Source organism: Kribbella sp. DT2 (assembly GCF_049844575.1).
In the GTDB taxonomy this organism is placed as follows: Bacteria; Actinomycetota; Actinomycetes; order Propionibacteriales; family Kribbellaceae; genus Kribbella.
This window is the reverse complement of record NZ_JBNCLH010000001.1, coordinates 490,792-516,917: the sequence shown is the minus strand read 5'-3', so window position 1 is coordinate 516,917 and position 26,126 is coordinate 490,792. Positions and strand designations below refer to the sequence as shown.

General features: G+C 70.3%; 22 protein-coding genes and 1 tRNA gene. 14 read left to right on the top strand and 9 right to left on the bottom strand.

All coding sequences use genetic code 11. From position 1 onward, the window contains the following. Positions 1-296: 296 nt before the first annotated feature. The 6 genes from pknB to ACLQ2O_RS02450 all read right to left on the bottom strand — a co-directional run bounded on the left by pknB (position 297) and on the right by ACLQ2O_RS02450 (position 7,881). The gene (pknB, locus tag ACLQ2O_RS02475) at positions 297-2,192 is read right to left on the bottom strand and encodes a Stk1 family PASTA domain-containing Ser/Thr kinase (RefSeq protein ID WP_425826689.1); all 1,896 of its coding nucleotides are present in this window, start codon (positions 2,190-2,192) and stop codon (positions 297-299) included. A 127-nt stretch (positions 2,193-2,319) separates the two neighbouring features. Beyond that, a complete protein-coding gene (locus tag ACLQ2O_RS02470) occupies positions 2,320-3,771 on the bottom strand; it encodes a peptidoglycan D,D-transpeptidase FtsI family protein (RefSeq protein WP_425826687.1) in 1,452 nt (483 codons plus the stop codon). After that, positions 3,768-5,168: an FtsW/RodA/SpoVE family cell cycle protein gene (locus tag ACLQ2O_RS02465; protein ID WP_425826685.1), complete on the bottom strand. Its 1,401-nt coding sequence runs from the start codon at positions 5,166-5,168 to the stop codon at positions 3,768-3,770. The genes ACLQ2O_RS02470 and ACLQ2O_RS02465 overlap by 4 nt, the downstream gene beginning before the upstream one ends. Beyond that, the gene (locus tag ACLQ2O_RS02460; protein ID WP_425826683.1) at positions 5,165-6,553 is read right to left on the bottom strand and encodes a PP2C family protein-serine/threonine phosphatase; all 1,389 of its coding nucleotides are present in this window, start codon (positions 6,551-6,553) and stop codon (positions 5,165-5,167) included. Before ACLQ2O_RS02460 ends, ACLQ2O_RS02465 begins: the two co-directional genes overlap by 4 nt. A gap of 10 nt (positions 6,554-6,563) precedes the next feature. Beyond that, on the bottom strand, positions 6,564-7,046 hold the full coding sequence (locus ACLQ2O_RS02455) for an FHA domain-containing protein FhaB/FipA (protein ID WP_425826681.1): 483 nt from the start codon (positions 7,044-7,046) through the stop codon (positions 6,564-6,566). Between the two features lie 10 nt (positions 7,047-7,056). Then, positions 7,057-7,881, bottom strand: a complete 825-nt coding sequence (locus ACLQ2O_RS02450; protein WP_425826679.1) for an FhaA domain-containing protein — start codon at positions 7,879-7,881, stop codon at positions 7,057-7,059. A gap of 245 nt (positions 7,882-8,126) precedes the next feature. Between ACLQ2O_RS02450 and ACLQ2O_RS02445 the strand changes: the two genes are divergently transcribed. The 3 genes from ACLQ2O_RS02445 (at position 8,127) to ACLQ2O_RS02435 (ending at position 10,924) form a co-directional block, all read left to right on the top strand. Beyond that, positions 8,127-8,213 (top strand) — tRNA-Leu (locus ACLQ2O_RS02445). Between the two features lie 111 nt (positions 8,214-8,324). Then, positions 8,325-9,077, top strand: coding sequence for an ABC transporter ATP-binding protein (locus tag ACLQ2O_RS02440; RefSeq protein WP_425826677.1), 753 nt, complete (start codon positions 8,325-8,327; stop codon positions 9,075-9,077). Further along, on the top strand, positions 9,062-10,924 hold the full coding sequence (locus ACLQ2O_RS02435) for a hypothetical protein (protein ID WP_425826675.1): 1,863 nt from the start codon (positions 9,062-9,064) through the stop codon (positions 10,922-10,924). The genes ACLQ2O_RS02440 and ACLQ2O_RS02435 overlap by 16 nt, the downstream gene beginning before the upstream one ends. Here the strand turns inward: ACLQ2O_RS02435 and ACLQ2O_RS02430 are convergent. Continuing rightward, positions 10,889-11,080, bottom strand: coding sequence for a hypothetical protein (locus ACLQ2O_RS02430; RefSeq protein ID WP_425826673.1), 192 nt, complete (start codon positions 11,078-11,080; stop codon positions 10,889-10,891). The genes ACLQ2O_RS02435 and ACLQ2O_RS02430 overlap by 36 nt on opposite strands. Positions 11,081-11,255: 175 nt before the next feature. Between ACLQ2O_RS02430 and ACLQ2O_RS02425 the strand changes: the two genes are divergently transcribed. Next, the gene (locus tag ACLQ2O_RS02425; RefSeq protein WP_425826671.1) at positions 11,256-12,263 is read left to right on the top strand and encodes a helix-turn-helix domain-containing protein; all 1,008 of its coding nucleotides are present in this window, start codon (positions 11,256-11,258) and stop codon (positions 12,261-12,263) included. A 37-nt stretch (positions 12,264-12,300) separates the two neighbouring features. Here ACLQ2O_RS02425 and ACLQ2O_RS02420 read toward each other — a convergent pair whose 3' ends face one another. Further along, positions 12,301-15,987 carry a S8 family serine peptidase gene (locus ACLQ2O_RS02420; protein WP_425826669.1) on the bottom strand — a complete coding sequence of 1,229 codons (3,687 nt, stop codon included), beginning with the start codon at positions 15,985-15,987 and terminating at the stop codon, positions 12,301-12,303. Positions 15,988-16,158: 171 nt separating this feature from the next. On the opposite strand from ACLQ2O_RS02420, the gene ACLQ2O_RS02415 reads away from it, so the two are divergent. The 6 genes from ACLQ2O_RS02415 (at position 16,159) to ACLQ2O_RS02390 (ending at position 22,160) form a co-directional block, all read left to right on the top strand. Next, on the top strand, positions 16,159-16,803 hold the full coding sequence (locus ACLQ2O_RS02415) for a helix-turn-helix transcriptional regulator (RefSeq protein WP_425826667.1): 645 nt from the start codon (positions 16,159-16,161) through the stop codon (positions 16,801-16,803). Then, complete coding sequence (locus tag ACLQ2O_RS02410; protein WP_425826665.1) at positions 16,787-17,917, top strand: aminotransferase class I/II-fold pyridoxal phosphate-dependent enzyme; 1,131 nt, start codon at positions 16,787-16,789, stop codon at positions 17,915-17,917. Before ACLQ2O_RS02415 ends, ACLQ2O_RS02410 begins: the two co-directional genes overlap by 17 nt. Next, a complete protein-coding gene (locus ACLQ2O_RS02405; RefSeq protein ID WP_425826663.1) occupies positions 17,914-18,816 on the top strand; it encodes an ornithine cyclodeaminase family protein in 903 nt (300 codons plus the stop codon). Before ACLQ2O_RS02410 ends, ACLQ2O_RS02405 begins: the two co-directional genes overlap by 4 nt. A 277-nt stretch (positions 18,817-19,093) precedes the next feature. After that, the gene (locus ACLQ2O_RS02400) at positions 19,094-20,353 is read left to right on the top strand and encodes an extracellular solute-binding protein (RefSeq protein ID WP_425826661.1); all 1,260 of its coding nucleotides are present in this window, start codon (positions 19,094-19,096) and stop codon (positions 20,351-20,353) included. A gap of 2 nt (positions 20,354-20,355) precedes the next feature. Continuing rightward, positions 20,356-21,330, top strand: coding sequence for a carbohydrate ABC transporter permease (locus ACLQ2O_RS02395; RefSeq protein ID WP_425826659.1), 975 nt, complete (start codon positions 20,356-20,358; stop codon positions 21,328-21,330). Next, complete coding sequence (locus ACLQ2O_RS02390; RefSeq protein ID WP_425826657.1) at positions 21,327-22,160, top strand: carbohydrate ABC transporter permease; 834 nt, start codon at positions 21,327-21,329, stop codon at positions 22,158-22,160. The genes ACLQ2O_RS02395 and ACLQ2O_RS02390 overlap by 4 nt, the downstream gene beginning before the upstream one ends. On the opposite strand, the gene ACLQ2O_RS02385 is transcribed toward ACLQ2O_RS02390, so the two are convergent. Continuing rightward, on the bottom strand, positions 22,161-22,865 hold the full coding sequence (locus ACLQ2O_RS02385) for a GntR family transcriptional regulator (RefSeq protein ID WP_425826655.1): 705 nt from the start codon (positions 22,863-22,865) through the stop codon (positions 22,161-22,163). It lies immediately after the preceding gene. A 140-nt stretch (positions 22,866-23,005) separates the two neighbouring features. Here ACLQ2O_RS02385 and ACLQ2O_RS02380 point away from each other — a divergent pair, with 140 nt between their 5' ends. From ACLQ2O_RS02380 to ACLQ2O_RS02365, 4 genes are all read left to right on the top strand, one after another. Beyond that, on the top strand, positions 23,006-23,950 hold the full coding sequence (locus tag ACLQ2O_RS02380; protein ID WP_425826653.1) for a glycoside hydrolase family 16 protein: 945 nt from the start codon (positions 23,006-23,008) through the stop codon (positions 23,948-23,950). Between the two features lie 327 nt (positions 23,951-24,277). Continuing rightward, on the top strand, positions 24,278-25,216 hold the full coding sequence (locus ACLQ2O_RS02375; protein ID WP_425826651.1) for an AraC family transcriptional regulator: 939 nt from the start codon (positions 24,278-24,280) through the stop codon (positions 25,214-25,216). Between the two features lie 124 nt (positions 25,217-25,340). Next, on the top strand, positions 25,341-25,727 hold the full coding sequence (locus ACLQ2O_RS02370; RefSeq protein ID WP_425826649.1) for a hypothetical protein: 387 nt from the start codon (positions 25,341-25,343) through the stop codon (positions 25,725-25,727). A gap of 26 nt (positions 25,728-25,753) precedes the next feature. Then, complete coding sequence (locus tag ACLQ2O_RS02365) at positions 25,754-26,029, top strand: hypothetical protein (protein ID WP_425826647.1); 276 nt, start codon at positions 25,754-25,756, stop codon at positions 26,027-26,029. Positions 26,030-26,126 lie beyond the last annotated feature (97 nt).

The following is a 26,126-nucleotide window of genomic DNA, read 5'->3' as shown; positions in this document are numbered from 1 at the left end:
GAGCGACCCACGCCAACCAAGATCCCGAGCGACCCGCGCCGCCAAGGCCGGCCGACCCGCGCCAACCAGGTCCCGCCCGACCCGCACGCCAGGCGGACCCAACCGATCCGCGCCCAGCGCCCACGACGCGACCAATCCGCCCGGACCTCCGGTCCGGGGGTGTTGGGGGGAGTAGGTCGGCTCGCCCCAGAGGCCTGCGCGCCTTCAGCGCTGGCCACCCCGCAGCACTCCCCCTCCAACGCGAAGACCGCGGCACCCCTCGGGGTGCCGCGGTCTTCGCGTTGTTGTTGCAGGTACTACGGCAGGCGGCCCAGGGCCGCGCCTCCGCCGCCGGGTAGGCCGATGGTCGGTGGGTCGGTCGGATCGCCGGTGGGGTCACCCGTCGGGTCACCTGTGGGGTCGCCGGTCGGGTCACCCGTCGGGTCGCCGGTCGGCTCGGTCGGGGCGACGGCGATCCGGATGATGACCTTGGTGCCCTTGTCGACCTTCGAATTCGGCGCGACGCTCTGCGACACGACCGTTCCCTCGGTCTGGTTCGAGCCGGCCGGCGCGTTCTCGTAGCCGACCTGCAGCCCGGCCGCCTTGAGCGCGTTGGCCGCGTCGTCCTGGTTCTGCTTGGTGACGTCGGGGACGGTGACCTTGACCGACCCGCTGGACACCGTCAGCGTGAACTCCTGACCACTCGGGTACTTGCCGGTCGGCTGCGGGTCCAGCCCCAGCACGGTCCCCTTGGCCGACTCGTCGTCGACGGTGTTCACCTTGTCGGCGACCTTGAAGTTGCCCGGTGCGTCCTCCAGCAGCTCGCGCGCCTCGCTCGTGGACTTGCCGACCACGTTCGGTACGGCGAACGACGTGGGCCCGCTGGAGACCACTACCGCGACCGCCGTGCCCTTCTCGGCCATCACACCGGCGCCCGGCTCCTGGCTGATGATCTGGTTCCGCGGCACGGTCGTGCTGGCCGCGCCGCTCGAGGTGACCTTCAGCCCGACCGCGGTGAACGCCGCGGTCGCCTCGGTCAGGGACTTGCCCTTCACGTCCGGCACCGCCACCTGGGTGACGTCCGGCGTAGTGCCGCCGCCGGCGGTGTCGTCCTTGTTGCCGTTGTTGATCAGCACGTAGGCGAGCACCGCCACCGCGACGATCGCCAGGCCGAGCAGGAAGTACGCCAGTCCGCGGTTGCGCCGGGCCCGGGCCTCCTCGGCCTCGTCCACGCCGTCGTCCGGCGGGAGCAGGTCGTCGGACTGGGTCTGCCGGTACGCCTGGGTGGCAGCGTTCGGTGCGACCGCCGTCGCGGCCATCGCACGGGTCTCCCCGACGGCGGCCATCGGCGCGGTCACCTGCTGGCCCGCGAGCACGCGGTGGATGTCCTGGCGCATCTCGGACGCGCTCTGGTAGCGCTCCTCGCGGCTCTTGGCCAGCGCCTTCAGCACGACCGCGTCGACCTCCGGCGGGATGTCGGGGTCGAACGACGACGGCGGGACCGGCTGCTCCCGGACGTGCTGGTAGGCCACCGAGACCGGGGACTCGCCGACGAACGGCGGCCGGCCGGTGAGCAGTTCGTACAGCAGGCAGCCGGTGGAGTACAGGTCGGAGCGGGCGTCCACGGTCTCGCCGCGGGCCTGCTCGGGCGACAGGTACTGCGCGGTGCCGATCACGGCCGCGGTCTGGGTCATGTCCGAGGTGGTGTCGGCGACCGCGCGGGCGATGCCGAAGTCCATCACCTTGACCTGGCCCTGCGGGGTCAGCATCACGTTGCCGGGCTTGATGTCGCGGTGCACGATGCCGGCCCGGTGGCTGTAGTCGAGCGCCTCGAGCACGCCGGAGGTGATCTCCAGCGCCCGCTCCGGCATGATCTTGCGGCCTTCGCGGATCAGGTCGCGCAGCGTCTTGCCGGTCACCAGCTCCATCACGATGTACGGGATCGTGATGCCGGAGCCGTTCGGGTCCGGTTCCTCGCCGGTGTCGTAGACCGACACGATGGTCGGGTGGTTCAGCGAGGCCGCCGACTGCGCCTCTCGGCGGAACCTGGCCTGGAAGGTGGAGTCACTGGCCAGGTCCACCCGGAGCCGCTTGATCGCGACGGATCGGCCGAGCCGGTTGTCGACGCCCCTGCGGACGTCGGCCATGCCTCCCCGTCCCAGCGGTTCGCCTTCCTCGTAGCGCCCGCCGACGAGACGTGCCTGCGATGTCATTGCTCTGCCTTCCAACCTGCGCGGATCGTTCCTGGCCACAACACGTTCAATTCGCCCACGGTAGCCACAGCCACCAGTGGACCCCCGCTGGTCGTACACACCGTGACAGCATCATTTCGCATCGTCGTCACCGGTTCAGCACCGCCTCCATGACGTCCTTCGCGATCGGCGCGGCGAGCTTGCCGCCCGCGATGTCGTCGCGCGGGACGTTCGCGTCCTCGATCATCACCGCGACCGCGACCTGCGGGTCGTTGGCCGGTGCGAACGAGGTGAACCAGGCGAACGGCGGCCGGTCCTTGGCGGTCTGCGCCGTCCCGGTCTTGCCGGCCACCTGGACGCCGGTGATCCGGCCCGGCTTGCCGGTGCCGTTCTGCACCACGTCGACCATCATCTGGGTCAGCTGGCTCGCGACCTCCGGCGTGACCGCCTGGTGCAGCGACTCCGGCTTGGTCTCCGAGACCGTCTTCAGGTCCGCGGTCCGGACGCTCTGCACCAGGTACGGCTTCATCACGTCGCCCTGGTTCGCGATCCCGGCCGCCACCATCGCCATCTGCAGCGGGGTGGCCTGGACGTCGAACTGGCCGATCGCCGACTGCGCGGTCTGCGGCGGGTTCGGGTCGGCCGGGAACTGGCTGGCGACCGCTCCCAGCTCGGGCAGCTGCCGCTCGCCGAAGCCGAACTTCTCGGCCTGCTCGCGCAGCGCGTCGGCGCCGAGGTCCAGGCCGACCGAGCCGAAGGCGGTGTTGCAGGAGTTCCGCAGCGCGACCGTCAGCGTGGCGTTGTCGCTGCCGCCGCAGTTGAGCTTGTTCTCGTTCTGCAGCGGGGTCGTGGTCTGCGGCAGCGGCAGCTGGGCCGGCGACCGGACCTGGGTGTTCGGGTTGTACCGGCCGCTGGACAGCGCCGCCGCGGCGGTCACCAGCTTGAACGTCGACCCCGGCGGGAAGAGCTCGCGGGCGGCCCGGTTCGACATCGGCTTGTCCGGGTCCTCGGTGAACTTCTTCCAGGACGCGCCGACCTTGTTCAGGTCGTGGGAGGCCAGCTCGTTCGGGTCGTACGACGGCCGCGAGACCAGCGCCAGGATCTTGCCGGTCTTCGGCTCGATCGCGACCGCGGCGCCCTTCTTGCCGGCCAGGGCCTTGTACGCCGCCATCTGCGCCTTCGCGTTCAGCGTCAGCGAGACGGCCGCGCCCTGCTGCTTGCGGTTGGTGATCACGTCGACCACCCGGCGGAAGGCCAGCGACGGGTCGGAGCCGTTCAGCTGGGAGTTCTGGTTCAGCTCGATGCCGAGCCGGCCGTACAGGAACGAGTAGTAGCCGGTCACCGGCGCGTACTCCGGGCCGGCCGTGTACGTGCGCAGGAACTCGTACTGGTCCTTGGACTCCTTGGACTCCGCGATCGGGGTGTTGCCGATCAGGATCGGGCCGCGGTCGATCGAGAACTGCGCGTCGCGGACCCGCCGGTTGTCGTTGCGGCCGTTCAGCTCGTTGGCCCGGAAGGCCTGCAAGTAGGTGGAGTTGGCCATCAGCGCGAGCATCATGATGATCGCGGCCACGGCCAGTCGTCGGATTGCTGAGTTCACTGCTTCTGCACCGCCATGGCGATCGTCTCGTCGGACACCGGAGCCGCGGGAGTCTGCGGCCGGCGGGCCTGGTCACTGATCCGCAGCAGCAGGGCGACGATCGCCCAGTTCGCCACCAGCGAGGTCCCGCCGAGCGCCATGAACGGCGTGGCCAGACCGGTCAGCGGGATCAGTCCGGTGACGCCGCCGACGATCACGAACACCTGCAGCGCGAACGACATCGCCAGACCGGTCGCGAGCAGCTTGCCGAAGATGTCCCGGCAGCCGAGCGCGGTGCGCAGGCCGCGCTCCACGATCAGCGTGTAGACCAGGATGATCGCGATCATCCCGGTCAGGCCGAGCTCCTCGCCGAACGAGGAGATGATGAAGTCGCTCTGGGCGTAGAACTGGAGGATCTCCGGCCGGCCCTGGCCCAGGCCGCGGCCGAGAACGCCGCCCCAGGCCTGGCCGAACAGGCCGTTGGAGACCTGGCCGCCGACCTCGTTGAACGGGTCGAGCCAGTCGGCGACCCGCTTGTGCACGTGGTTGAAGGCGCCGTACGCGAACCAGGCGCCACCGGCGAACAGCAGGCCACCGATCAGCAGCCAGCCGGCCCGCTCGGTGGCGACGTACAGCAGGAACAGGAACAGGCCGAAGAACAGCAGCGAGGAGCCGAGGTCCTTCTCGAAGATCAGCACGCCGAGGCTGACGCCCCAGGCGATCAGGATCGGGCCGAGGTCCCGGGCCCGGGGCAGGTCCAGCCCGAGGAACCGGTGCCCGGCCAGGGTCAGCACGTCGCGCTTGACGACCAGGTAGCCGGCGAAGAAGACCACCAGGCTCAGCTTGGCGAACTCACCGGGCTGGAAGGACATCCCGACGAAGCGGATCCAGATCCGTGCGCCGTTGATGTCGACGCCCAGGCCGGGGACCAGCGGTAGGACCAGCAGCACCAGTCCGACCAGGCCGGCGGTGTAGGTGAACGCCTGCAGGCGGCGGTGGTCCCGGACCACCAGGATCACCACCAGGAACAGGACGATGCCGACCGCCGTCCAGGTGATCTGCTGCGGTGCCGCCGGACCACGCGGCGTCCGGCCGGCCGCTTCGGCGGCCGCCGTGAGGCCGAGGTCGACGCGGTGGATCATCGCCACGCCGAGCCCGTTCAGCAGGACGGCGCAGGGCAGGATCACCGGATCGGCGTACGGCGCGCGGTACCGCAGGGCCAGGTGCGCGATCAGCGCGAGCAGGCCGATCCCGGCGGCGTAGTACCCGGTGCTGGCCGGGACCTTGTTCTGCACGGTCAGGCCGATGTTGACGTACGCCGCGACCGAGACCGCGATCGCGATGATCAGCAGCATCAGCTCCACCCCGCGCCGGGTGCGCGGGATGATCTGGATGACCGACGTGGACGCGATGCTCATCGGACCCCGTCGCAGTCGTCGGGATCGGCCGCGCCGTTGCCGGGCGTCGTCGGGGTCGAGGCGGGCGTGCTGGCCGGGGGCTTCGGTGGTGTGCTCACCGGCGGCTTGCCGCTGGCCGGCGGCGTGGTCGGCCGCGGCGTCGGGGGGGGCGGCTTCTGCTGCGCGGCGCACTCGTCGGCGGCGCGCTGCAGCTCGTTGACGATCGTCTGTGCGGCGTCCAGGTCGTCGGCCTGGATGTTGCCCTCGACCTGCTCGCGGTTGTACGTCGGCAGCTTGTCGACCTGCAGCGTCTTCTGCTCGTAGACCCGGGTCAGCGTGAGCCCGGGGATCTGCTCGTCGACACCCTTGAAGATCGCCACGTAGTCGCCGTCGGTGCCGACGTAGTACTGCTTCTGGGTCCAGCTGTAGGCGAACCAGCCGCCGCCGACGACGATCGCCAGCACGACCACGAGGACGCCGAGCCGGCGCAGCCAGAGGAACCGCTTCGGCGGCCGCGGCGCGTACCGCAGCTCTTCGGGGTCGACGTGGCCGCCGGCCCCGCCACTCCCGCCGTCCCCGTCCGCGCCGGAGGTCCGCACGACCACGGTGTGCTCGCCCGCGGTCCCGCCCTGGGCGAGCTCGGCCGCGGCGCCGACCAGCTGCGCGCTGGAGCCGCTGGCCGGGTCGGTCTCGACCACGTCGGCGACCACGCAGGTGACGTTGTCGTTCGAACCGGCCTCGAGCGCGTGCGTGATCAGGTCGACGACGACGGAGTCCGGCGTACCGTCGGCCATCGCCGCCGAGATCACGTCGTCGCTGACGTAGTCCGGCAGGCCGTCGCTGCACAGCAGCAGCCGGTCGCCGGCCTGGACGTCGAGGATCTGCAGGTCCGGGTCGGAGTCGGGACGGCCGTCGAGCACCCGGAGGATCAGGTTCCGGTGCGGGTGGGTGAAGGCCTCCTCCTGGGAGATCCGGCCCTCGTCGACCAGCGACTGGACGAACGTGTGGTCGTGGCTGAGCTGCTGCAGCCGGCCGTCGCGCATCCGGTAGGCGCGCGAGTCGCCGAGGTGGGCCAGCCCGAGCTGCTGCCCGTCGAACATCAGCGCGGTCACGGTGGAGCCCATGCCCTCGCGCTCGGGGTCCTCCTCGACCAGCTCCGAGAGCCGCTCGTTGGCGCGGTGCACGGCGCCGGCCAGCGCCTCGATCATGTCCTCGCCGCTGATCGTCGCGGTGTCCAGCCGGCGGATCACCTGAACGGCGGCCGCGCTGGCCACCTCACCGGCCGCGGCACCGCCCATCCCGTCGGCGAGCAGCAGCAGGTGCGGACCGGCGTACGCGGAGTCCTCGTTGTTGCGGCGCACACGTCCGACGTCGGACAGTGCGGCGTAGTCGAGCGACAAGGTCATGGACTCAGGCCTACTTCGCGATGTTCAGGGTCGTCCGGCCGATCCGGATCGATCCGCCGATCTCGGCGGGGACCGGCCGGGTGACCCGCTGGCCGTCCAGGTAGGTGCCGTTGGTGGACCCGAGGTCCTCGACCCACCACTGCCCCTCGGACAGGAACAGCCGCGAGTGCCGGGTGGAGGAGTAGTCGTCGTCGAGGCGGATCTGGCAGTCCGAGCCGCGGCCGATCACCACCTGCTCCTCGTGCAGGGTCGCACCGACCCCGGCCTGCGGGCCGTCGGCGATGGTCACCGAACCGGGCAGGCCCTTCTTCTTCTTGCTCGGCTTGGCCGGTTTCGGGGTTCGGCCGGGCGCCGGCGCGGCCGGGGCCAGCGCGCGGCTGTCGACCTTCGCGCCGAACAGGTCCGAGCGGATCACGGACAGCACCGCCAGGACGAACATCCACAGCAGGGCCAGGAACCCCAGTTTGATCAGGGTCAGCGTCAGTTCCGACATGGAAGTCCGGTCACCACCCGCTGCTCGGCGGCTGGGCGATCGGCTCGTCCGCCAGGCGCAGCGTCATCGTCGTGTTCCCGATCCTCACGGTCGATCCGTCGACCAGGTCGGCCTCGGCCGTGCGGCGGCCGTTCACCAGGGTGCCGTTGGTGGAGCCCAGGTCGACCAGCACGACCCGGACACCGCCGGGTCCTTCCGGCATCAGCCGGATCTCGGCGTGCCGGCGGGAGACGCCCGGGTCGTTGATCTGGATGTCCGCGTCGGTGCCGCGGCCGAGCACGACGCCGGGCGGGTTCACCGGGCGGCGGCGGCCGTTCACCTCGAGCATCACCTGCGGGTGACCGCTGCGGCGCGGCGCCGGCGCCGGGGGTGGCGGGGGCGCGCTCTGCATCACGGTCTCGCCGGCGTACGGGTCGGCGTACTCCTCGGGCGGCGGGGGCGGCTGGGGCCGGGAGCGCTGCTGCGTCCCGACCGTCTGGCTGACGACTCGGAACTTGCCGGTCGGCAGGTCGTCCTGCTGGGTCAACTCGATCTCGATCGGTCCGGAGAAGGTGTAGCGCTGGATGTCCGCGTGGTCGCGGAGCTCGTTCGCGAGCTCGTGGTTCAGGGTGCGGCCGTAGGCGTTCAGCCGCTCGAAGTCCTCCGGACCGAGCTCGACGGTGAAGTGGTTCGGTACCAGGCGGCGGTCCCGGGACAGGATCCGCGCGGTGTTGTCGATCTCGCGCTTGAGCGCGGCGGCGAGCTCGATCGGCTCCACGTCGCCCTTGAACGCGCGCGCGAAGACCCCGCTCACGATGCCCTCCAAGCGCCGTTCGAAGCGCTGCAGCGGTCGCACGCGTCCTCCTCCACGTCGGTCGTCGGCTGGCGCCAGGTCAGCACCAACGATCGTGCTTGCCGTCCGGCGCCGTCGTCAGGCACGCCGTACGTCGTGGCCTCCGAGCAGGCGGTGGCCACACCCGGTACGACGATCGATCGTATCGGGAGGTTCGACCCAACCCGCAATGCAAGAGTCTGTAAGAACGCATGCTAGTGTTTTCTTTCGGTTGCAGATGGTGCTTCGACAGGCCGGAAACAGCCGACGCGCGAGTGGCGGAATAGGCAGACGCGCACGGTTCAGGTCCGTGTGCCCGAAAGGGTGTGGGGGTTCAACTCCCCCCTCGCGCACCAGCAGTACCGAAGTCCCGGTCGCACCCGACCGGGACTTTTTGTTGTCCCAAATTGGTGTCCGGCGGGCGAGAGGTGGCTCACAACGGCCCGCTCGACCGGTAGAACTTCTCCATGGACGCACTCGAGCTGATGGGGCTCACGAAGACGTTCGGGACGCAGCGGGCCGTGGACGACCTGGCGCTGACGGTGCCGAGCGGGTCGTTCTTCGGGATGCTCGGACCGAACGGCGCCGGCAAGACCACCTCGTTGTCGATGGCGGTCGGGCTGCTGCGGCCGGACGGCGGGACGGCGCGGATCTTCGGCGTCGACGTCTGGGCCGAGCCGGTCAAGGCGAAGGCGCTGGTCGGCGTACTGCCCGACGGTCTCGGGATGCCGGAGCGGCTGACCGGCCGGGAGGTGCTGACCTACCTCGGCCTGCTGCGCGGCCTGGACCGCGCCGAGGTCGACGCCCGGACCCAGGAGCTGCTGGAGGTCCTCGAGCTCGACCACGAGGACGACAAGCAGGTGATCGGCTACTCGACCGGCATGCGGAAGAAGCTCGGGCTCGCGGTCGCGCTGCTGCACGCGCCCCGGCTGCTGGTGCTCGACGAACCGTTCGAGGCCGTCGACCCGGTCTCGGCCGCGACCATCCGGACGATCCTGAACAGGTTCATCGCCGGCGGCGGTTCGGTGGTGATGTCGAGTCACGTGATGGCGCTGGTCGAACAGCTCTGCGACCGGGTGGCGGTGGTCGCCGACGGCAAGGTCGTTGCCTCGGGCACCATTTCTGAGGTGCAGGCGGGCGGTTCGCTGGAGGACGCGTTCGTCGCGCTGGTCGGCGCGTCCACCCGTGGTGCGGAGGGGTTGTCGTGGCTGTCGGCCTGACCGTTGCCACCGGCCACACCCTGGTCAGGATGCGGCTGGCCGCGCTGCGGCACTCGCTGCGCGACGCGAACAAGGTGAGCTGGATCGCCAGCGGTGCCTTCATCGGCGTGGTGCTCGCGGGTGGGACGGTCTGGCTCGCGGCCCGTGGTGACCACGACGTGGTCGCCGTGGCGATCGCTGTCTGGATGCTGGGCTGGGTGGTCGGTCCGCTGTTCGCGGGCGGTGGCGACGAGACGCTCAAGCCGGAGTACTTCACCATGCTGCCGTTGCCGCCGCGGGCGTTGTCCGGCGGCCTCCTGGCGGCAGCGATGGCCGGAGTGGCGCCCGTCGTGAGCCTGCTGGCTCTGCTCAGCCTGGCTGTGGTCGGTGCGCAGCTCTCAGTCGTTGCCGTGCTGGTGTCGGTGCCTGCGCTGCTGCTGCAACTGCTCTGCTTCGTACTGGCGTCCCGGCTCGCTGTGGCGATCTACGGCGTGCTCCTGCAAGTCAGGTCGGGTGCCGTGCTGGCCGCACTGGTCAACGCGTTCATCCTCGCCTTCACGGCGCAGGGCTGGGCGCTGATCGCGGCGTACATCACCACCGACGTCCAGGGCGCGATGGCACAAGCGGCCCGGATCGCCCCCTCTGGCTGGGGTCTGGTCGCCGTCGAGGCCGCCGGTCGCGGCGACTGGCTGCAGGTCCTGCTCGCCCTGGCCGGCCTGCTGCTCCTGGCCGCCCTGATGTTCGTCGCCTGGTCCGCCCTGCTCGTACGACGGACGACCGCGACCCGCGCCGGCGTCCCGCCGCGCCGGCCGCTGACCGCGTCGGACGCCCACGGCGCGGCCGCCGGGAAGGAGCTCCGGACCTGGACCCGGGACCTGCTCTACGGTCACCGGGCCGTCTTCGCGATCGCGTACGGCGTGTTCTTCTGCCTGATGCCGATCGCGATCGGCTGGAAGGGCATGCTCCCCTGGGCCGGCGCCGCGGCCGTCGTGATGGGCGGTGCGATGTTCTCCAACCTGTACGGCGCCGACGGTACGGCGTACTGGTCGACGCTGATGGTGCCCGGCTCGGCCAGGCTCGACATCCGCGCCCGGCAGCGCGCCTTCCTGCTGGTCTTCGGGCCGCCGGCGCTGCTGATCACCGTGCTCTTCACCTGGTGGTCCGGCACCGACACCTGGCCGGTCGTGCTCAGCGTGGTGCCCGCACTGCTCGGCGGCGCGGCCGGGCTGGTCGTGCTCGCCTCCGTGTACGCCGCGGTGCCGACGACCGACGCGCACAAGCGGTCCGGCAACCCGCTGAACTCCGGCGAGAACGAGGGCGAGGCGATGGGCCTGGTCTACGTGATGCTCCTGCTCGTCTCGCTCACCGCCGGGCCGGCCTTGATCGTCGCCCTCAACGCGTCCTGGTGGGGCGTCCCCGTCGGCCTTGCGACCGCCGTACTGGCGTGGTGGTGGTTCGGCAGGCTCGCTGCTGCCCGGCTGGACGCGCGCGGGCCCGAGCTGCTCACCCTCCTGAGGCACGGACGCACCACCGGCGACCAGGCGAGCGTCACCTCGCTGTCGGCCAAGGTGCAACTGCTGCCCAAGTGGCAGCGTTACCTGGCCGGCTTCTGCCTCGGCTTCGGCGCGATCCCGCTCTTCCCGCAGGCGGTCGTGCCCGCGATCTTCAAGCTCAACGACAACCCCGCCACGGTGTGGTTCCTCGCCCTGTACGCACCAGGACCGTGGCAGTGGCCGATCATCGTCGCGATGGCATGCCTCGGCCTCGGCATGTACGGGTACGGCGCAGCGCTCTACTACCGCGCGAGCAAGCTCACGCTGCCGGCGGCGGACTCAGCGGAGGAAGAGGCGGTGCAGCCGGCCTCCTGAGGTCGCTCGATGGCGGGCCGGGCGGGTGTCGGCACCCGGTGCCGAATGCCGGGGATCACCCCTGTGAGGGGTCGTGTTGGCGCCCAGCAGCATCCAGGCGGCGAGGACGGCGGCGGCAACCAGGCCGAGGATTCCGGCGAAGTCGGTGACAGTCATGGGGATCTCTCTTCACGGGCTCGGGCGGGGAGCGTCTGGCGGTACACCGGTAGTGACGGGCCGCTGACCGGAACGTGATGGCACTCTCGTGCCAGGAGTGCCAGGTGATTCGAATGGCCCAGCAGTGCCTTCTCCTGGCCAACCTGCTCGCCACTGCGCCGTACCGCCTGCTTAGGTGGTGCTTCGAGCACGGGAGGTGGGGCGGATGCAGGACGGCGCGTTGCTGGACGCCCGGGAGGAGCAGGCGTACCGGTTGCTGGTCGGTCTGTCGGTCGCGCGGGCCGCGGAGCTCGCCGAGGTCGCGGAGCTGCCGCAGCAGGAGGTCGACGAGCTGCTGCAGCGGTTGCAGGCGAAGGGGCTGGTCTCGGTCCTGCCGGGCGACGACCCGGTGTTCCGGCCGCTGTCTCCCGACGTAGCCCTCGGTACGACGCTGCTGCGCCGCCAGGAGTCGCTGGAGTCGGCCCGGCAGACCGTGGCGTCGCTGAGCGAGGAGTTCCGGGCCAGCGCGAGCCGCCGGGACGCTCACCACCTGGTCGAGGTGATCGTCGGAGCCGGTGCGCTGCGGGACCGCTTGCGGGATCTGCAGGAGTCGGCGCGGGAGGAGATCCTCTGGTTCTGCCGGGCCAACCCGCTGGCCATGCAGGGCGCCGAGAACACCGAGGAGTACGGCGCACTGAGCCGCGGCGTCCGCTACCGGGCCATCTACGAGCGGGCCCTGCTGGAGACGCCCGGCGAGCTGGACACCATCGCCGAGGGCATCGGCTGGGGCGAGGAGGCCCGGACCCTGCCGACGCTTCCGGTCCGGCTGGCCATCGTGGACCGGTCGACCGCGATCTGCCCACTGGTCCGGGACGACGAGGCGGCGATCGGTGAACCGACCGCGGCGATCATCGGCCGGGGCCAGCTGCTGGACGCGCTGCTGGCGCTGTTCGAGAGTCACTGGGAGGCGGCGACGCCCGTCAAGCTCCAGCCGGACGAGGCGGAGCAGGGTGAGGGGCTGGACGGCTCCGAGCGCTTCCTGCTGTCGCTGATGGTGGCCGGGGTGCCGGACAAGTCGATCGCGTCGCAGCTCGGCATCAGCCGTCGTACGGTCCAGCGCCGGCTCGACCGGATGATGTCGCTGGCCGGGGTCGACACCCGCACCGGGCTCGCCTACCAGGCGGCCAAGCGCAAGTGGTTGTAGAACGGCCCGGGCAGACCAGCTGCCCGGGCCGCGGTGACTACTTCAGCCCGTAGGCCCGGATCACCGTCTGGGTGACCTTGTTGCCGGCGTTGTCCGCCGCGGCGACCCGCAGCGAGACCGTGCCCTTGCCGGCCGGTACGACGGCGACGTAGTGGCCGAAGGCTCCGACCGCGAGGATCCGCCGCCAGGTCTTGCCCTCGTCGAACGACACCTCCGCCTGCAGCGACGTCGTCCGCGCCGCCGGAGCCCCGGCCTGCTGCTGCACGGTGAACCCCACGACGTGCGTCCGGCCCGGCACCCGCCCGGTCAGATCGGTCGGTACGTCGTACCCGACCTGCAGCAGCGGCAGCGCGGTCGCCTTGTCCTCGGCGGCCTTCTTCGACCGGAAGTCCCACGCGGTCCGGGTGCTGGTCCCCCAGTTCCACTCGCCTTCCGTGTCGTTGCGCTCGGTCGCCACCTCCAGCCGGTACGACGCGTCGCCGCTGGTCGTGATGACGTCCTGCCAGGCGTCCGGCAGCTCGGCGACGGTCGACCCGTTGCGCTTGAGCACCGCCGACGACGAGGTGGTTTCGCCGACCGTGTAGTGCCCGGCCGCGTCGACGAACGTCGGCACCCGCAGCGAGAACCGGTCACCGGTCCGCGTCGACACCACACCCGGCGCGGCCGCCGGTCGGACCATCGGCTCGAACCAGGTCTCGCTGGACGTTCCGGTCTTGTAGCTGCGCGGCAGTGTCGTCATGCCTCCCCGCAGCGGGTTCATCGTGTCCCACGTGTAGAGGTGGTGCACGTTGTGCTGCCAGAGCGTGTCACCCGCGCTGACCCACTCCTCGCGGACCTTCGGCGTCTCGACGAAACGCTGCGAGTCGTTCCACGAGTAGTCCTGCCACGGACGCCAGCCGAACCGCTGCTCCTTGGCCCAGGTGAAGCCGCCGTTGTCGTAGTACGACGTGTTCACCTTGGCGCTGTTCGCCGCCGTCACGCGGTAGTCGATCTTGGCCGGGATCTGGCTCTTCGACACCTGGAAGACGTCGTACAGGTACGGGCTCGAGGTGGTCAGGGTCAGGTCGATCGTCGCGCGACCGGCCTTGGCCCGGTTGACCAGCTTGGCGCCGTCGGCGGCGGTGGTGACCATCGCCGGGATCGGCTCGCGGTCGCCGACCGGGCGCCAGACCGTCCACGTCGACCAGTCCGCCGGCCGGTACAGGATGACGCCGGCCGCACCGGCCTTTGCCGCCGCCGCGATCTGGTCCTGCTCGCTGCCGTTGCCCCAGCCGTCCTCGCTCGACGGGATCACGGCCACCGCTCCCTTGACGCCCTTCAGGTCGGGGCCGGGGGCAACGAGGCTGAACCGCTTCTTGCCCTGGTACGACGGTGACTGGTGCAGCAGGTTGATGTCCATCGGACCGGAGATGCCCGGTACCGACGCCTGCACCAGCGGAGCGACCAGCTGCCAGCGGGAGGCGAACTCGAAGCTGCCGCCCTGCACCGGCTTGGTCGGCGTGACCAGCACCTGGCTGACCGTGCTGAAGTGCATCACGCCGTGGGTGATCTTCCGGCCGTTCGGGTACTCGCGGTGCACGTAGTAGCTGAGCACCGCCTGCTGCTCGGACGGCTTCGGCGTGTGGATCGTGATCGGCGCGGCCTTGCGGGCGTCGACGACGATCTCGCGGTCGCCGTTCACCACGATGTTCGGATCGGTGATCAGCACGGCCTTCTCGGTCTGCGCCTCGCGGGACTCGACCAGCCCGTGCATCAGGTAGGTGCCCTCCTCGACCTCGGTCGTGAAGGTTCCGCCCTCGTCGACCCAGCCGAGCGAGTCCGAGCGCGGGTTGTCGCCGTACAGGGAGACGACCGGGAGGGCGCTCGGCTGACCGTTCAGGTCGATGCCCCGGAAGGTGACCTTGTGCTTCGGGCCCGACTTGAGCGTGCCGACCGCGGTCCGGACGCTGACGTTTCCGGGGCCAGAGGCAACGATCCAGCCGCTGAACAGGCCGCGCTCCAGCTTGGTCGGGTCGAGGGCGAGCGGTACGTCGGCCGAACCGCCGGCCGGTACGGTCACGGTCGCCGGTACGACGAACGCGTCGGTCTCCGGCTGGTGGCTGTCCAGGTTGTCGATGTCGACGGCGAGGTTCAGCGTGATCGCCGCGGCGGTGTCGTTGCGGTAGGTGATCGTCCGGGTGGCCGCGCTGCTGCCGGTGACGGTCAGGCCGAAGTCGGCGACGCCGGTCGCGTCGACCTTCTGCGCGACTGCCCGGGCGACGTCGACCCGGCCGGTGCCCTGGGCGTAGACGCTCAGGTCGGGCGTGGTCTTCGCCGTACTGGTCAGCGCGTCCTTGAGCCGGCTGGCCTTCCAGTCCGGGTGCTGCTGCGCGAGCAGCGCGGCGGCACCGGCGACGTGCGGCGTCGCCATCGACGTACCGGAGGCGGCGGTGTAGAGGTTGTCGAGCGGCTGGCCCATCGTCGTACCGCTCGCGCGGGCGGCGACGATGTCCACGCCGGGCGCGGTGATCTCGGGCTTGAGGCCGGAGTCGCCGACCCGCGGGCCGCGGCTGGAGAAGTCCGCGAGCGCGTCGTTGCGGTCGACCGCGCCGACGGTGAGCGCGGCCGCGGCCGCACCCGGCGACCCGACCGACTCGTCCGCGCCGTCGTTGCCGGCGGCCACGACGAACAGCGTGCCGGACGCCGCGGTGATGTCGTTGACGGCCTGGCTGAGCGGGTCGGTGCCGTCGGTCGGGCCACCGCCCAGGCTCATGTTGACCACCTTGGCGCCCTCGGCGGCCGCCCACTCCATCCCGGCGATGATCCAGGACTCGTAGCCCGAACCGTCGTCGCCGAGCACCTTGCCGACCAGCAGGTCGGCCTTCGGCGCGACGCCCTTCCGGGTTCCGCCGGCGCCCGCGCCGGTTCCGGCGATCGTCGCCGCGACGTGCGTGCCGTGACCGAAGTGGTCCTCGGTCCCGGTCGGGCTCGCGGAGAAGTCCTCGGCCTTCTGCACCTTGCCGGCCAGGTCCGGGTGGTTGGCGTCGACACCGGTGTCGAGCACGGCGACCTCGACGCCGCTGCCCTCGTACCCGGCCTGCCAGGCGGCCGGCGCACCGATCTGCGGCACGCTCTTGTCCAGCACCGGCTCGACCTTGCCGTCGAGCCAGATCTTGGCGACGCCCTGGTCGAGGGTGCGAGCGGTGTGCGCCGCGGGCTTGAGGGAGTTCCACAGGCCGGTCAGCTCCGCCTTGGTGGCGGTGACGGCCGCGCCGCCGATGGACGGCAGCGGCCGGGCGTTCGTCGTACCGGTCAGGGACTGGACGCGGGCGCCGCCGTCGTAGCGGACGATCAGGGGCAGGGTCGAGGTGGTCGCGTCGCCGAACCCGTCGGCGAGCAGCTCGTCGACGTCGAACAGGTCGGCGTCGACCATGCCCGAGGAGACGTACGGGACGACGTCGCTCGGCAGGACGCGCAGCCCGCCGTCCACCTCGACGGTGTGGAACGCGATCTGCTCGCGGCCCGGCGCGGGCTGCACGGTGGCGGCCTTCTTGCCGGCCCCGGCGTCGGTCACCTCGACGACGTCACCGGTGATCAGCGTGACCTTCTGCGACTTGCCGGCCTGGGCAGCCGTCGGTGGGGCGGTCGTTGAGCCCGGGGGTGCCGCGGTAGCGGTCAGGCTCGACGTGGCGGCCAGAGCGAGAGCGGCCGCGAGGATGGCGGCGCGACGCTTGCTAGAGGACATGGGCGGACTCCTTCAAGAGGCTAGGGGCAGGCACCTCGTGCTCAGGAGTCTGCGGTGCGCCACCACCTTTGCGCCCTGTCCATCTCTGCCCTTCCTGTGACATGGCGCATGAATGCCACCCGAATGAGAGGGGCTGGACAGTTCGTCTGACATGGACTTAGTGTCCAGACCGTGTCGAGTACTGAGGTGAAGGCTGAAGTCGATCGGCTGGCTCCCGTCGGGGAGGCGATCGCGCGGTTGCTGTCGCCACACGCCGAGGTGGTGCTGCACGACCCGGCGACCGACCAGGTGGTGGCGATCTGGAACCCGCTGTCCGAGCGGAAGGTCGGGGCGCCGTCGCTGCTCGGCGAGCTGGACGAGCTCGCGGAGACCGGCCGCGACGTCTACGGGCCCTACCCTAAGTCGCTGCCCGACGGGCGGCGACTGTCGAGCGTGAGCGCCGTCCTGCGGGACGAGGACGGCAAGGCCGGGCTGGTGCTGTGCGTCAACGTGGACCGGACGGCGTTCGAGGAGGCCGGGCGGATTCTGGCGGCGTTCGCGGCGCCGGTGACCGGGCAGCCGCGGGTGCTGTTCGAGCACGACTGGACCGAGACGCTGAACGACGTGGTCGGGGAGTTCGTCCGCGAGCGCGGCGCGACGGTCGACCGGCTGTCCCGGGACGACCGGCTCGAGCTGGTCGGGCGGCTGGAGGCGGCCGGCGTACTGAGTCAGCGGCGGTCGGTGCCGGCGGTCGCGCGGGCGCTGAAGATCTCCCGGTCGGCGCTCTACCAACTGCTCGCCGAAGCCCGTCAGGAGACCGATGGCCACCCTGCCTGACTTCCGGCTGGAGACGTACTTCTCGCGCTGGGAGTTCAGCGCGCGCTTCCACCTGACCGCCTCGGACGCGCAGTCGCTGCCGATGTCCGACCTGCTCGCGATGGCGGACGACGACGGCCGCGAGCGGTGGGAGTCGCTGGCGCTCGGCTACACCGAGACCCGCGGGCTTCCCGCGCTCCGCGAGGAGATCGCGGCGACGTACGACGGTCTCGAGGCCGACGACGTGATGTGCTTCGCCGGCGCCGAGGAAGGCATCTACCTGGCGATGCGGGTGTTGCTCGAACCGGGCGACCACATGGTCGTACTGACTCCGAACTACCAGTCGGCCGAGACGATCCCGCTCGACCGCTGCGAGGTGACGGGTGTCGCGCTGCGGCCGGAGGACGGCTGGGCGCTGGACGTCGACGCGATCGAGCGGGCGCTACGGCCCGAGACCCGGCTCGTGTCGGTGAACTTCCCGAACAACCCGACCGGCGCCGTACCGGACCCGGCTGCGTGGCAGCGGCTGGTCCGGTTGTGCGACGAGCGCGGGATCAGGTTGTTCAGCGACGAGGTCTACCGCGGGCTCGAGCTCGATCGGCCGTCGTTGCCTCAAGCAACCGATCTGTCGCCGTCGGCGCTGTCGCTGAACGTGATGTCGAAGGCGTACGGCCTGCCCGGGCTGCGGATCGGCTGGATCGCCTGCCGCGACCGGGCCGTGCTGGACAAGCTGGAGCGCGCCAAGCACTACACGTCGATCTGCAACTCCGCGCCGAGCGAGATCCTCGCGCTGATCGCCCTGCGGGCCCGTGACCGCCTGCTGGAGCGCAACCGCGGCATCGTCGCGCGGAACCTCCCGCTCTTCGCGGACTTCTTCGGCCGGCATCCGGACCTCTTCGAGTTCGAGCCGCCGCAGGGCGGCTGCGTCTGCTTCCCCCGGTACGCCGGGCCGGACGGCGTCGAGGCGATGTGCGCCGCCCTGGTCGAGCAAGCCGGCGTGCTCCTGCTGCCGTCGAGCATCTACTCCTCGGCTCTCACCGACACCCCGGTCGACCGCTTCCGCCTCGGTCTCGGCCGCCTGGACGCCGAACCGGCACTCGATGCCTGGGGCAACTGGTTGGAGAGCCGAGCATGACGCTGCGGGTGATCGGGCTCGACGAGCTCCGCTCGGCGGTGACGCCGGAGCTGGTCTTCGACGCCGTACGGGCTGCGCTGATCGCCCACAGCGAAGGGCGGACGCAGGTCCCGCTCCCGATGGTGCTGGACTTCCCGACGGCGTCCGGTGACTGCCACGTGAAGGCCGGGTACGTCGATGGCTCACCGCACTTCACGGTGAAGATCGCCAGCACGTTCGCGTCGGTCAACAACGGCCTGATGCTCGTCGTCGACGCGACCACCGGCGAACCGGCCGCTGTCCTGGCCGACGAGGGCCGCCTCACCGCCTGGCGCACTGCTGCGGCCGGTGCGCTGATCACCGACGCGATGGCCCCGGCCGACGGGGAGGAAGTCCTGATCCTCGGCACCGGAGACCAGGCCCGCCTGCAGGCGATCTGGCTGACCCACCTGCGTCCTCAGGTCAGCTTTCAAGTCTGGGGTCGCCGCCCCGACGCTGTCGCACAATTGGTCGAAACCCTGCAGTCAACAGGCATTCAGGCCCGGCCGGTGACCGAAAGCGCAGCGCCCTGCGTGATCACCACGACGCCTGCCACAGCCCCGCTGCCGATCGAGCTCTTCAGCGGCGCTCTCCACATCACCGGCGTCGGCACCGACATGCCCGGCAAGGGCGAGCTGCCGCCCGAGCTCTTCGCCGGCGTGACCGTTGCCACCGACGACCACGCGCAGTGCCTCGACCACGGGGACTTCGGGAACGCCGTACGGGCCGGGGTGATCGCCGACGACGTGGACCTGTCCGTCGGAGCGGTGCTGCGAGACGGTTTCAGCCGGCGTACGGGACGGTCGGTCGCGGACCTGACCGGGCTCGGTGTGCAGGACGCGGCGACAGCGTCCGCGGTGATCGCGGCGCTCGCCGAATAACAGCAAGCGGTTGCCGAAAAGACTAACTGGTCCGGTAAATCGCTGACCAGGTAAGCCACTGGTCTATTGCGTATTTTGCAACGTCGACTGCAGATAACGCTGTCAATCGATCACTTCACGCACATTTGCTGGCTGCATGCGCTCTCACGACTTAGTAACGGAAGCTACTGAACTATTGACGAGGCGATCGGTCGTCCGCAATTCTCGCTGCCACTGAACGACAGGTTCATACCAGTCAGCCGGGCGCCGGTCCGGCTACTCCGCCAGAGGTGATCCGATGAAGTTCCGTCCCCTTGCCGTCGCCGCGGTCGCGGCTCTCTCCCTCACGACGGTCGCCGCCTGCGGTGGCTCCGACAGCGACAACGCCGCCGCCGACGGCCCGACCACGATCGACGTCTGGCTGATGAAGGGCAGCGTCTCCGACGACTTCCTCAAGCGCTTCACCGACGACTTCGCCGCGAAGCACCCGGACGTGAAGGCGAACGTCCAGATCCAGGAGTGGAACGGGATCGGCCCGAAGATCATCGGCGCGCTGGCCAGCAAGGACGCGCCGGACGTGATCGAGGTCGGCAACACCCAGGTCGCGCAGTACTCGGCCTCGGGCGGCGTCAAGGACCTGACCGACAAGAAGTCCGACCTCAAGGGCGACGACTGGATCGAGGGCCTGGCCGGCCCGGGGCTGTACGAGGGCAAGCAGTACGGCATTCCGTACTACGCCGCGAACCGCGTGGTCGTCTACCGCAAGGACCTGTTCCAGGCGGCCGGCGTGACCCCGCCGAAGACCCGCGACGAGTGGATCACCGCGACCACCAAGCTGAACAGCGGCGGCAACCAGGGCATCTACCTGCCCGGCCAGAACTTCTACGTGCTGTCCGGCTTCATCTGGGACGAGGGCGGCGACCTCGCGGTCAAGGACGGCGACGCCTGGAAGGGCGGGCTGTCCACCCCCGAGGCGCAGAGGGGCATGGACTTCTACAAGCAGATCCAGGCGCTCGGCAAGGGCCCGAAGGACTCCGACGAGGCCAAGCCGACCCAGACCGACGTCTTCGCGCAGGGCAAGATCGCGCAGATGATCGCGGTGCCGGGCGCGGCCGAGCTGATCGCCCAGGCGAACCCGGCGCTGAAGGACAAGCTGGGCTTCTTCCCGATCCCGGGCAAGACCGCCGACAAGCCGGGCGCGGTCTTCACCGGTGGCTCGGACCTGATCATCCCGGAGGCCTCCGACGGGCCGGACGCGGCGTACACGTTCATCAAGGAGCTGGCCGGCGAGCAGTGGCAGACCGACCTGGCCAAGTCGATGAAGTACGTGCCGAACCGGACCAGCCTGGCCGCGTCGGTCGGTGGCGACGAGGGCGTCGCGGCGATGGCCGCCGGTGCCGCCAACGGCAAGGCGACCCCGAACTCGCCGAACTGGGCCGCGGTCGAGGCGAAGAACCCGATCAAGGAGTACCAGACCAAGGTGCTGACCGGTGGTGACCCGGCGGCCGCCGCGAAGGCGGCCGACGAGATCATCACCCAGGCGCTGAACACCAAGTAGCCGTGGCTGTCACCCACGTCGAGAGCACGGCGGAACACGCCCCCGCCGCCCGGACCGGTTCGCCGGCCCCCGGGCGGCGGGGGCGTTCCCTGCCGGTGCGTCTGCTGCCGTACCTGCTGGTCGCGCCGACCGTGCTCGGGACGGCGTACCTGCTGGTCTACCCGCTGATCCGGAACCTGATCATCTCGTTCCAGAAGTTCGGCATCGCCCAGCTGATCCGGGGCGGGGCCGACTTCGTCGGCTTCGACAACTACCGCCAGATCCTGTCCGACGACATGTTCTGGGGCGTCGTTCTCAGGACGTTCGTCTTCACCGCGATCAACGTCTCGCTGATCATGGTGCTGGCCACCCTGATCGCGTTGCTGATCGGTGCCTTGGGCAAGAAGATGCGGCTGGCCGTGATGGGCGGCCTGGTGGTCGCCTGGGCGATCCCGGTGATCGCCGCGACCACCGTCTTCCAGTGGCTGTTCCAGTCCCAGCTCGGTGTCGTGAACTGGGCGCTCGTCGCCCTCGGCTTCGAGCAGTACGACGGCTACGCCTGGTTCGCCAACGGGACGTCGACGTTCGCGATCGTCGTCGTCCTGATCGTCTGGCAGTCCGTGCCCTTCGCCGCCCTGACCCTGTACGCCGCGATGACGACCGTGCCGAAGGAGCTGCACGAGTCGGCGCAGATCGACGGCGCCGGCGGCGTGAAGACGTTCCGGCTGATCACGTTCCCGATCCTGCGGCCGATGTTCGGGCTGATCCTGTGCCTGGAGATCATCTGGGTCTTCAAGTGCTTCGTGCAGATCTGGGCGATCAGCCAGGGCGGTCCCGGCAACGCGACGCTGACGCTGCCGGTCTACGCCTACCAGGTGGCCCAGTCGCTGAACCGCTACGACCTCGGCGCCGCGATCTCGATGGTGACCGTCGTGATCCTGGGCGTCGCGCTGCTGGCGTACTTCCGGCAGATGTTCAAGGAAGAGGGTGAACTGTGAGGACCAAGCTCGGGCGGAAGATCTCGCTCAACACGCTGGCCCTGATCGTGTTCGCCTTCTCGGTGTTCCCGGTCTACTGGATGGTGCTGACCGCGTTCAAGCCGACCAAGGACATCCAGGCCGAGACGCCGTCGTTCTTCCCGACCAACATCACGTTCACGCACTTCAGTACGGCGGTGAACGCGGACGGGTTCTGGCTGTTCTGGCGCAACAGCGCGCTGGTCGCGGTGTCGGCGGTGCTGATGGCACTGGTGATCGCGTGCCTGGCGGCGTACGCCGTGGCCCGGATGAAGTGGCGCGGCCGGCAGGCGTTCATCCTGATGGTGTTCATCGCGCAGATGACACCGTGGGAGGCGCTGCTGATCCCGATGTACGTGATCGCCCGCGACACCGACATGCTCGACAAGCTGACCATGCTGACGCTGATCTACTTCATGGTCACGCTGCCGTTCACGATCGTGACGCTGCGCGGGTTCCTGAACGCGATCCCGGTCGAGCTGGAGGAGGCCGCCCAGGTCGACGGCTGCAACCAGTTCCAGGCGTTCCGGCGGATCGTCTTCCCGCTGCTCGCGCCGGGGCTGCTGTCGACGTCGCTGTTCGGTTTCATCACCGCGTGGAACGAGTTCGCCTTCGCGAACCTGCTGATCATCAAGAACCAGGACCAGCGCACGCTGCCGGTCTGGCTCTCGTCGTTCAGCAACACGTTCGGCACGGACTGGGGCGCGACGATGGCAGCGGCGACGCTTTTCATGCTCCCGGTCCTGCTGATCTTCCTGGTCCTCCAGGGCCGGGTCACCGCGGGCGTGGCGGCGGGAGCCGTCAAGGGCTAGTCAGTCAGGGAACGTCAGCCGCGTCGTGATCCGGTACCGGTCTCCTCGATAGACGGAGCGGGTGTACTCGATCACGGCGCGGTCCGCTGTTCGGGTGGTGCGCTCGATCAGCAGCGCCGGCGAGTGCAGCGGTACGTCGAGCTGGGCGGACTCCTGATGATCCGTGACGGTCGGCTCGGTGACCTGGACGGCGTCCCGCGGCGCCACGTCGTACCGGTTGCGGAGCAGCGCGTAGAACGAGCCCGTCTCGAAGTCGCGGCCGGTGATGCCGGGGACGAGCCCGGCCGGGAGCCGGATCCGCTCGATGCACATCGGGATGCCGTCGACCAGGCGAAGGCGGACCACGGAGATCAGGTCGGCGCCAGGCGAGACCTCGAGGCGCCGGCCCATCCGCGCGCCGGCGGGCTCGGTGACGAAGCTGATCAGCCGGCTCTGCCACGGGCTGCCCTCGGCGGGCGGAAGCGCGAAGTCGCCGGCCTCGGTCGGCGCGAGCTCCTGGTGGATCTTGCGGGCGCTGACGAACGTGCCGCGCCCGTGCTCGCGGACCACCACGCCCTCGCGGGCCAGGTCGTCCAGGGCAGCCCGCAGCGTCGGCCGGGAGACGCCCAGCGACTCGCTCAGGCTGCGCTCCGACGGCAGCACCTGACCCGGCCCGCTGGTCTCGATCAGGGCCAGCAGTTGATCCCGTGCTTGCGTCCGTCGCATGCCGAGATCTTACCAGTGGTCTGGCCAGTGAGAGCGATTCCACGGTTAACACAACCTCTTGACTTAACCACTTCGACCCGGCAGATTGCCAAGAGTGACCCAGTGGTCACACCCTCTCCGCCCCGAGAAAGGTGTTCACCATGGCTCGATCCCGCGCTCTTCGGACCACCGCCGCCGTCGCCGTCCTGGCGGCCGTCGCGGCAGCGGTCGGCGTACCGGCTTCTGCTCGTCCCGCTCCGGATCAGACTCCGGACCGGGCCGCCGCCTGCGGAGCCTTCTTCGACGACTTCAGCTACAGCTCCCGGACCGACCCGGCGCTCACCGCGCACGACTGGAGCATCCGGACGAACGCCGGCGGGCCCGGCGTCGGCGGTGCGACCTGGGCGGCGAGCAACATCAGCTTCCCGGTCGTCGACGGCCAGCAGTCCCTGCAGCTCCGCGCGAGCACCGACGGCACAGCAGGCGGTACGACGCACGCCCAGGTGCAGCAGGACCAGCAGCGGTTCTTCGAGGGCACCTACGCGACCCGGTTCAAGTTCAGCGACGTACCGGTCAGCGGCAACGACGGCGACACCATCAACCAGACCTTCTACACGATCTCGCCGCTGCGCTACGACTGGGACCCGGCCTACAGCGAGCTCGACATCTCCGAGTACCTGCCGAACGGCGGCTGGGGCGAGACCGGCGCGACGAACTTCTTCACCAGCTGGAACACCTACCAGGTCGACCCCTTCGACGGCTGGCGCGCCTCGACGGCGCGCAGGCAGAGCCACGCCGGCTGGCACACGCTGGTCGCGACCGTCGCCGACGGGCACGTGAAGTACTACGTCGACGGCACGCTCGTCGCCGACCACACCGACGACGGCCAGGGCCACACGGTCTACCCGCGGCAGGGCATGACGCTGAACTACAACCAGTGGTTCATCGACCTGAACGGCCACTCCGGCGGCACCAGCGTCTGGGCGCAGTCGGCCGACTGGGTGTACTACGCGAAGAACGAGGTGCTGAGCCCGGCCGCCGCCGACGCGCGGGTCTCGGCGTACCGGTCCTCCGGCACCGCGCACGCGGACACGATCAGCTGCTGAAACAGTTAATGGTCAGTACGGTGAGACGCCCCCTGGCAACCCATGGACTTTCTGTCTTCGACTGAGTACGGTCCGTTACGGCGTCCGCACCACGCCGCTCACCGGGGAAGGGCTCTGAGCCCCTCCTCACACCGATCGGTGAGGTGCTGCCCGCCAGTAGCGCCTCACTGGTGGCTGGGCGAGCAGACCGCGGTCGACGCCGAGGTCTGATGGGGGCCCGGACACCTAGGTGGGGCGGAGCAGCGCGGTCGTCCGACCATCGCGCTTCCCGCCCCACCGATTCAACCTCCCCGCCGCGCGGCGGCCGGGTCCGAGCCGGGAGCACCGATGGCGACCAGCAGGCTGACCACCGCCGGCATCGCGGCGGCCGACCAGTTCGAGGCGTGGCAGCAGCAGCTCAGCTCGGCGCTCTACCCGATCGGGATCAGCCCGGTCGAGGCACGCCCGGCCGGCTTCCACGCCGACTTCACCGCGGTCCGGGCCGGACGAGCGGCCATCACCCGTGGCGTGCTCGATCCGATGCGCAGCGAGGTCGCGGCGTCGACCGCGGCCAACGCGCCGGAGAGCATGCTGCAGCTGGTCGTGCACGGCGGCCAGGAGCGGCTGGTCCGGGCTCGCGGTACGACGACGACGTTCTCGCGGCGGGACCTGCTGATCCAGGGCGCCGACGAGCCCTGCGCGCACATCCACCTGCGCCGCCACGACGTGATCCTGCTGAACGTCCCCGTCCCCGCGCTGTCGATCGACCCGGCGACCCTGCGCAGACTGATGTTCGCCGCTCTCCCGCTGCCCGACGCCGCCAACGCCGTCCTTCGGTCGGCTGCCCGGCACCTCCTGGGGACCACCTCGCCGCTCGACCCCGCCGCGGCCGAGCCCTACCTGCTCGGCGTCGCAGAGCTCGTCCTCCGTTCCGCCGTGGGCGATGGACCCGACCAGGCCGAGACCGTGCCCGCCCGCCGGCAACAGGTGCTCGACCACCTGGCCGCACACCTGCAGGTGAGCACTCTGACCGCTCAGGACGTGGCCGACGCGTTGAACATGTCCCGACGACGTCTGTACCTGCTGTTCGAAGGTGAGGCGGGCATCGCCGAGCAACTGCGGTCGCTGCGGATCGAGCGCGCCAAGGTGCTGCTGAAGGACCCGGCGAAGGCCGGCTGGGTGATCGAGCGGATCGCGCACGCCTGCGGTTTCGCCAGCCGCTCGCACTTCACCCGTACGTTCAGCGCGGCGACCGGAGTCAGCCCGCGCGACTTCCGGCGAGGCTGAGCGACCCGGCCCCTGCACGGAAGCGCACCGTCCCTGCACACCTGGGCACGGCAGGCCGTCGTCGCGGGCCGGGCCAGGCGGAGATTCTTGACGAGTCAGACCCCGCCCCGGAAGGAATCCTCCGATGACCGACTCACTCCGCGCGCGACGGCGCCTCCGCCGTACCGCCGCTGTACTGACCCTGCCCCTGGCCGGCCTCACGCTGCTGGCCTCCGCCCAGGCCAACGCGGCCGAACCCGGCCCGGCCGGTACGACGGTCACCGCGCAGCGCGGCACCGGAACCCTGGAGGACCCGTGGGTGCCGATGCTGTCGGCCCGGATCACCTGCGACACGGCCACCCTGTTCGGCAACTACTCACCGGAAGACGGCCACAAGAACAAGATCAAGGAGCTCGAGGCCGGCACGTGGATGGGTGTCCGCTACATCGTCGCCGGCGGCTACTCGGCCAACGTGCTGTGGCACGGCGGCGACAAGTGGGGCTTCCTGCGCAAGGACTGCCTCTCCTACTGACCGCCGACTCCTCGAAAGGCAAGCTGATGAAGACACGCACTCTGCTGACGACCTTCGTCGCCGTCGCCGCGACAGTCACCCCGCTGGCGGTCACCCAGACCGCGTCGGCCGCCACGCTCAAGACCGTCTGCGCCGACGACCTGTACGTCCGGGACACCGCCTCCGGGCAGCTGATCGGCACCCTGTACCGCGGCGAGCACTTCAACCTGCACCGCTACTCGGCGAGCGGCCAGTGGGCCGAAGGCGCCGCCTGGGGCAACGTGAACAAGTGGGGCTGGGTCCAGACCGGCTGGTTCTGCTGATCCCGCGGTCGGGGGGGGGGGGGGGGGGGCCCGGGCCCCCCCCCCCCAAATTGGACGGACCCCCCCACCCCCCCCCCCCCCCCCCCCCCGAGCAAGG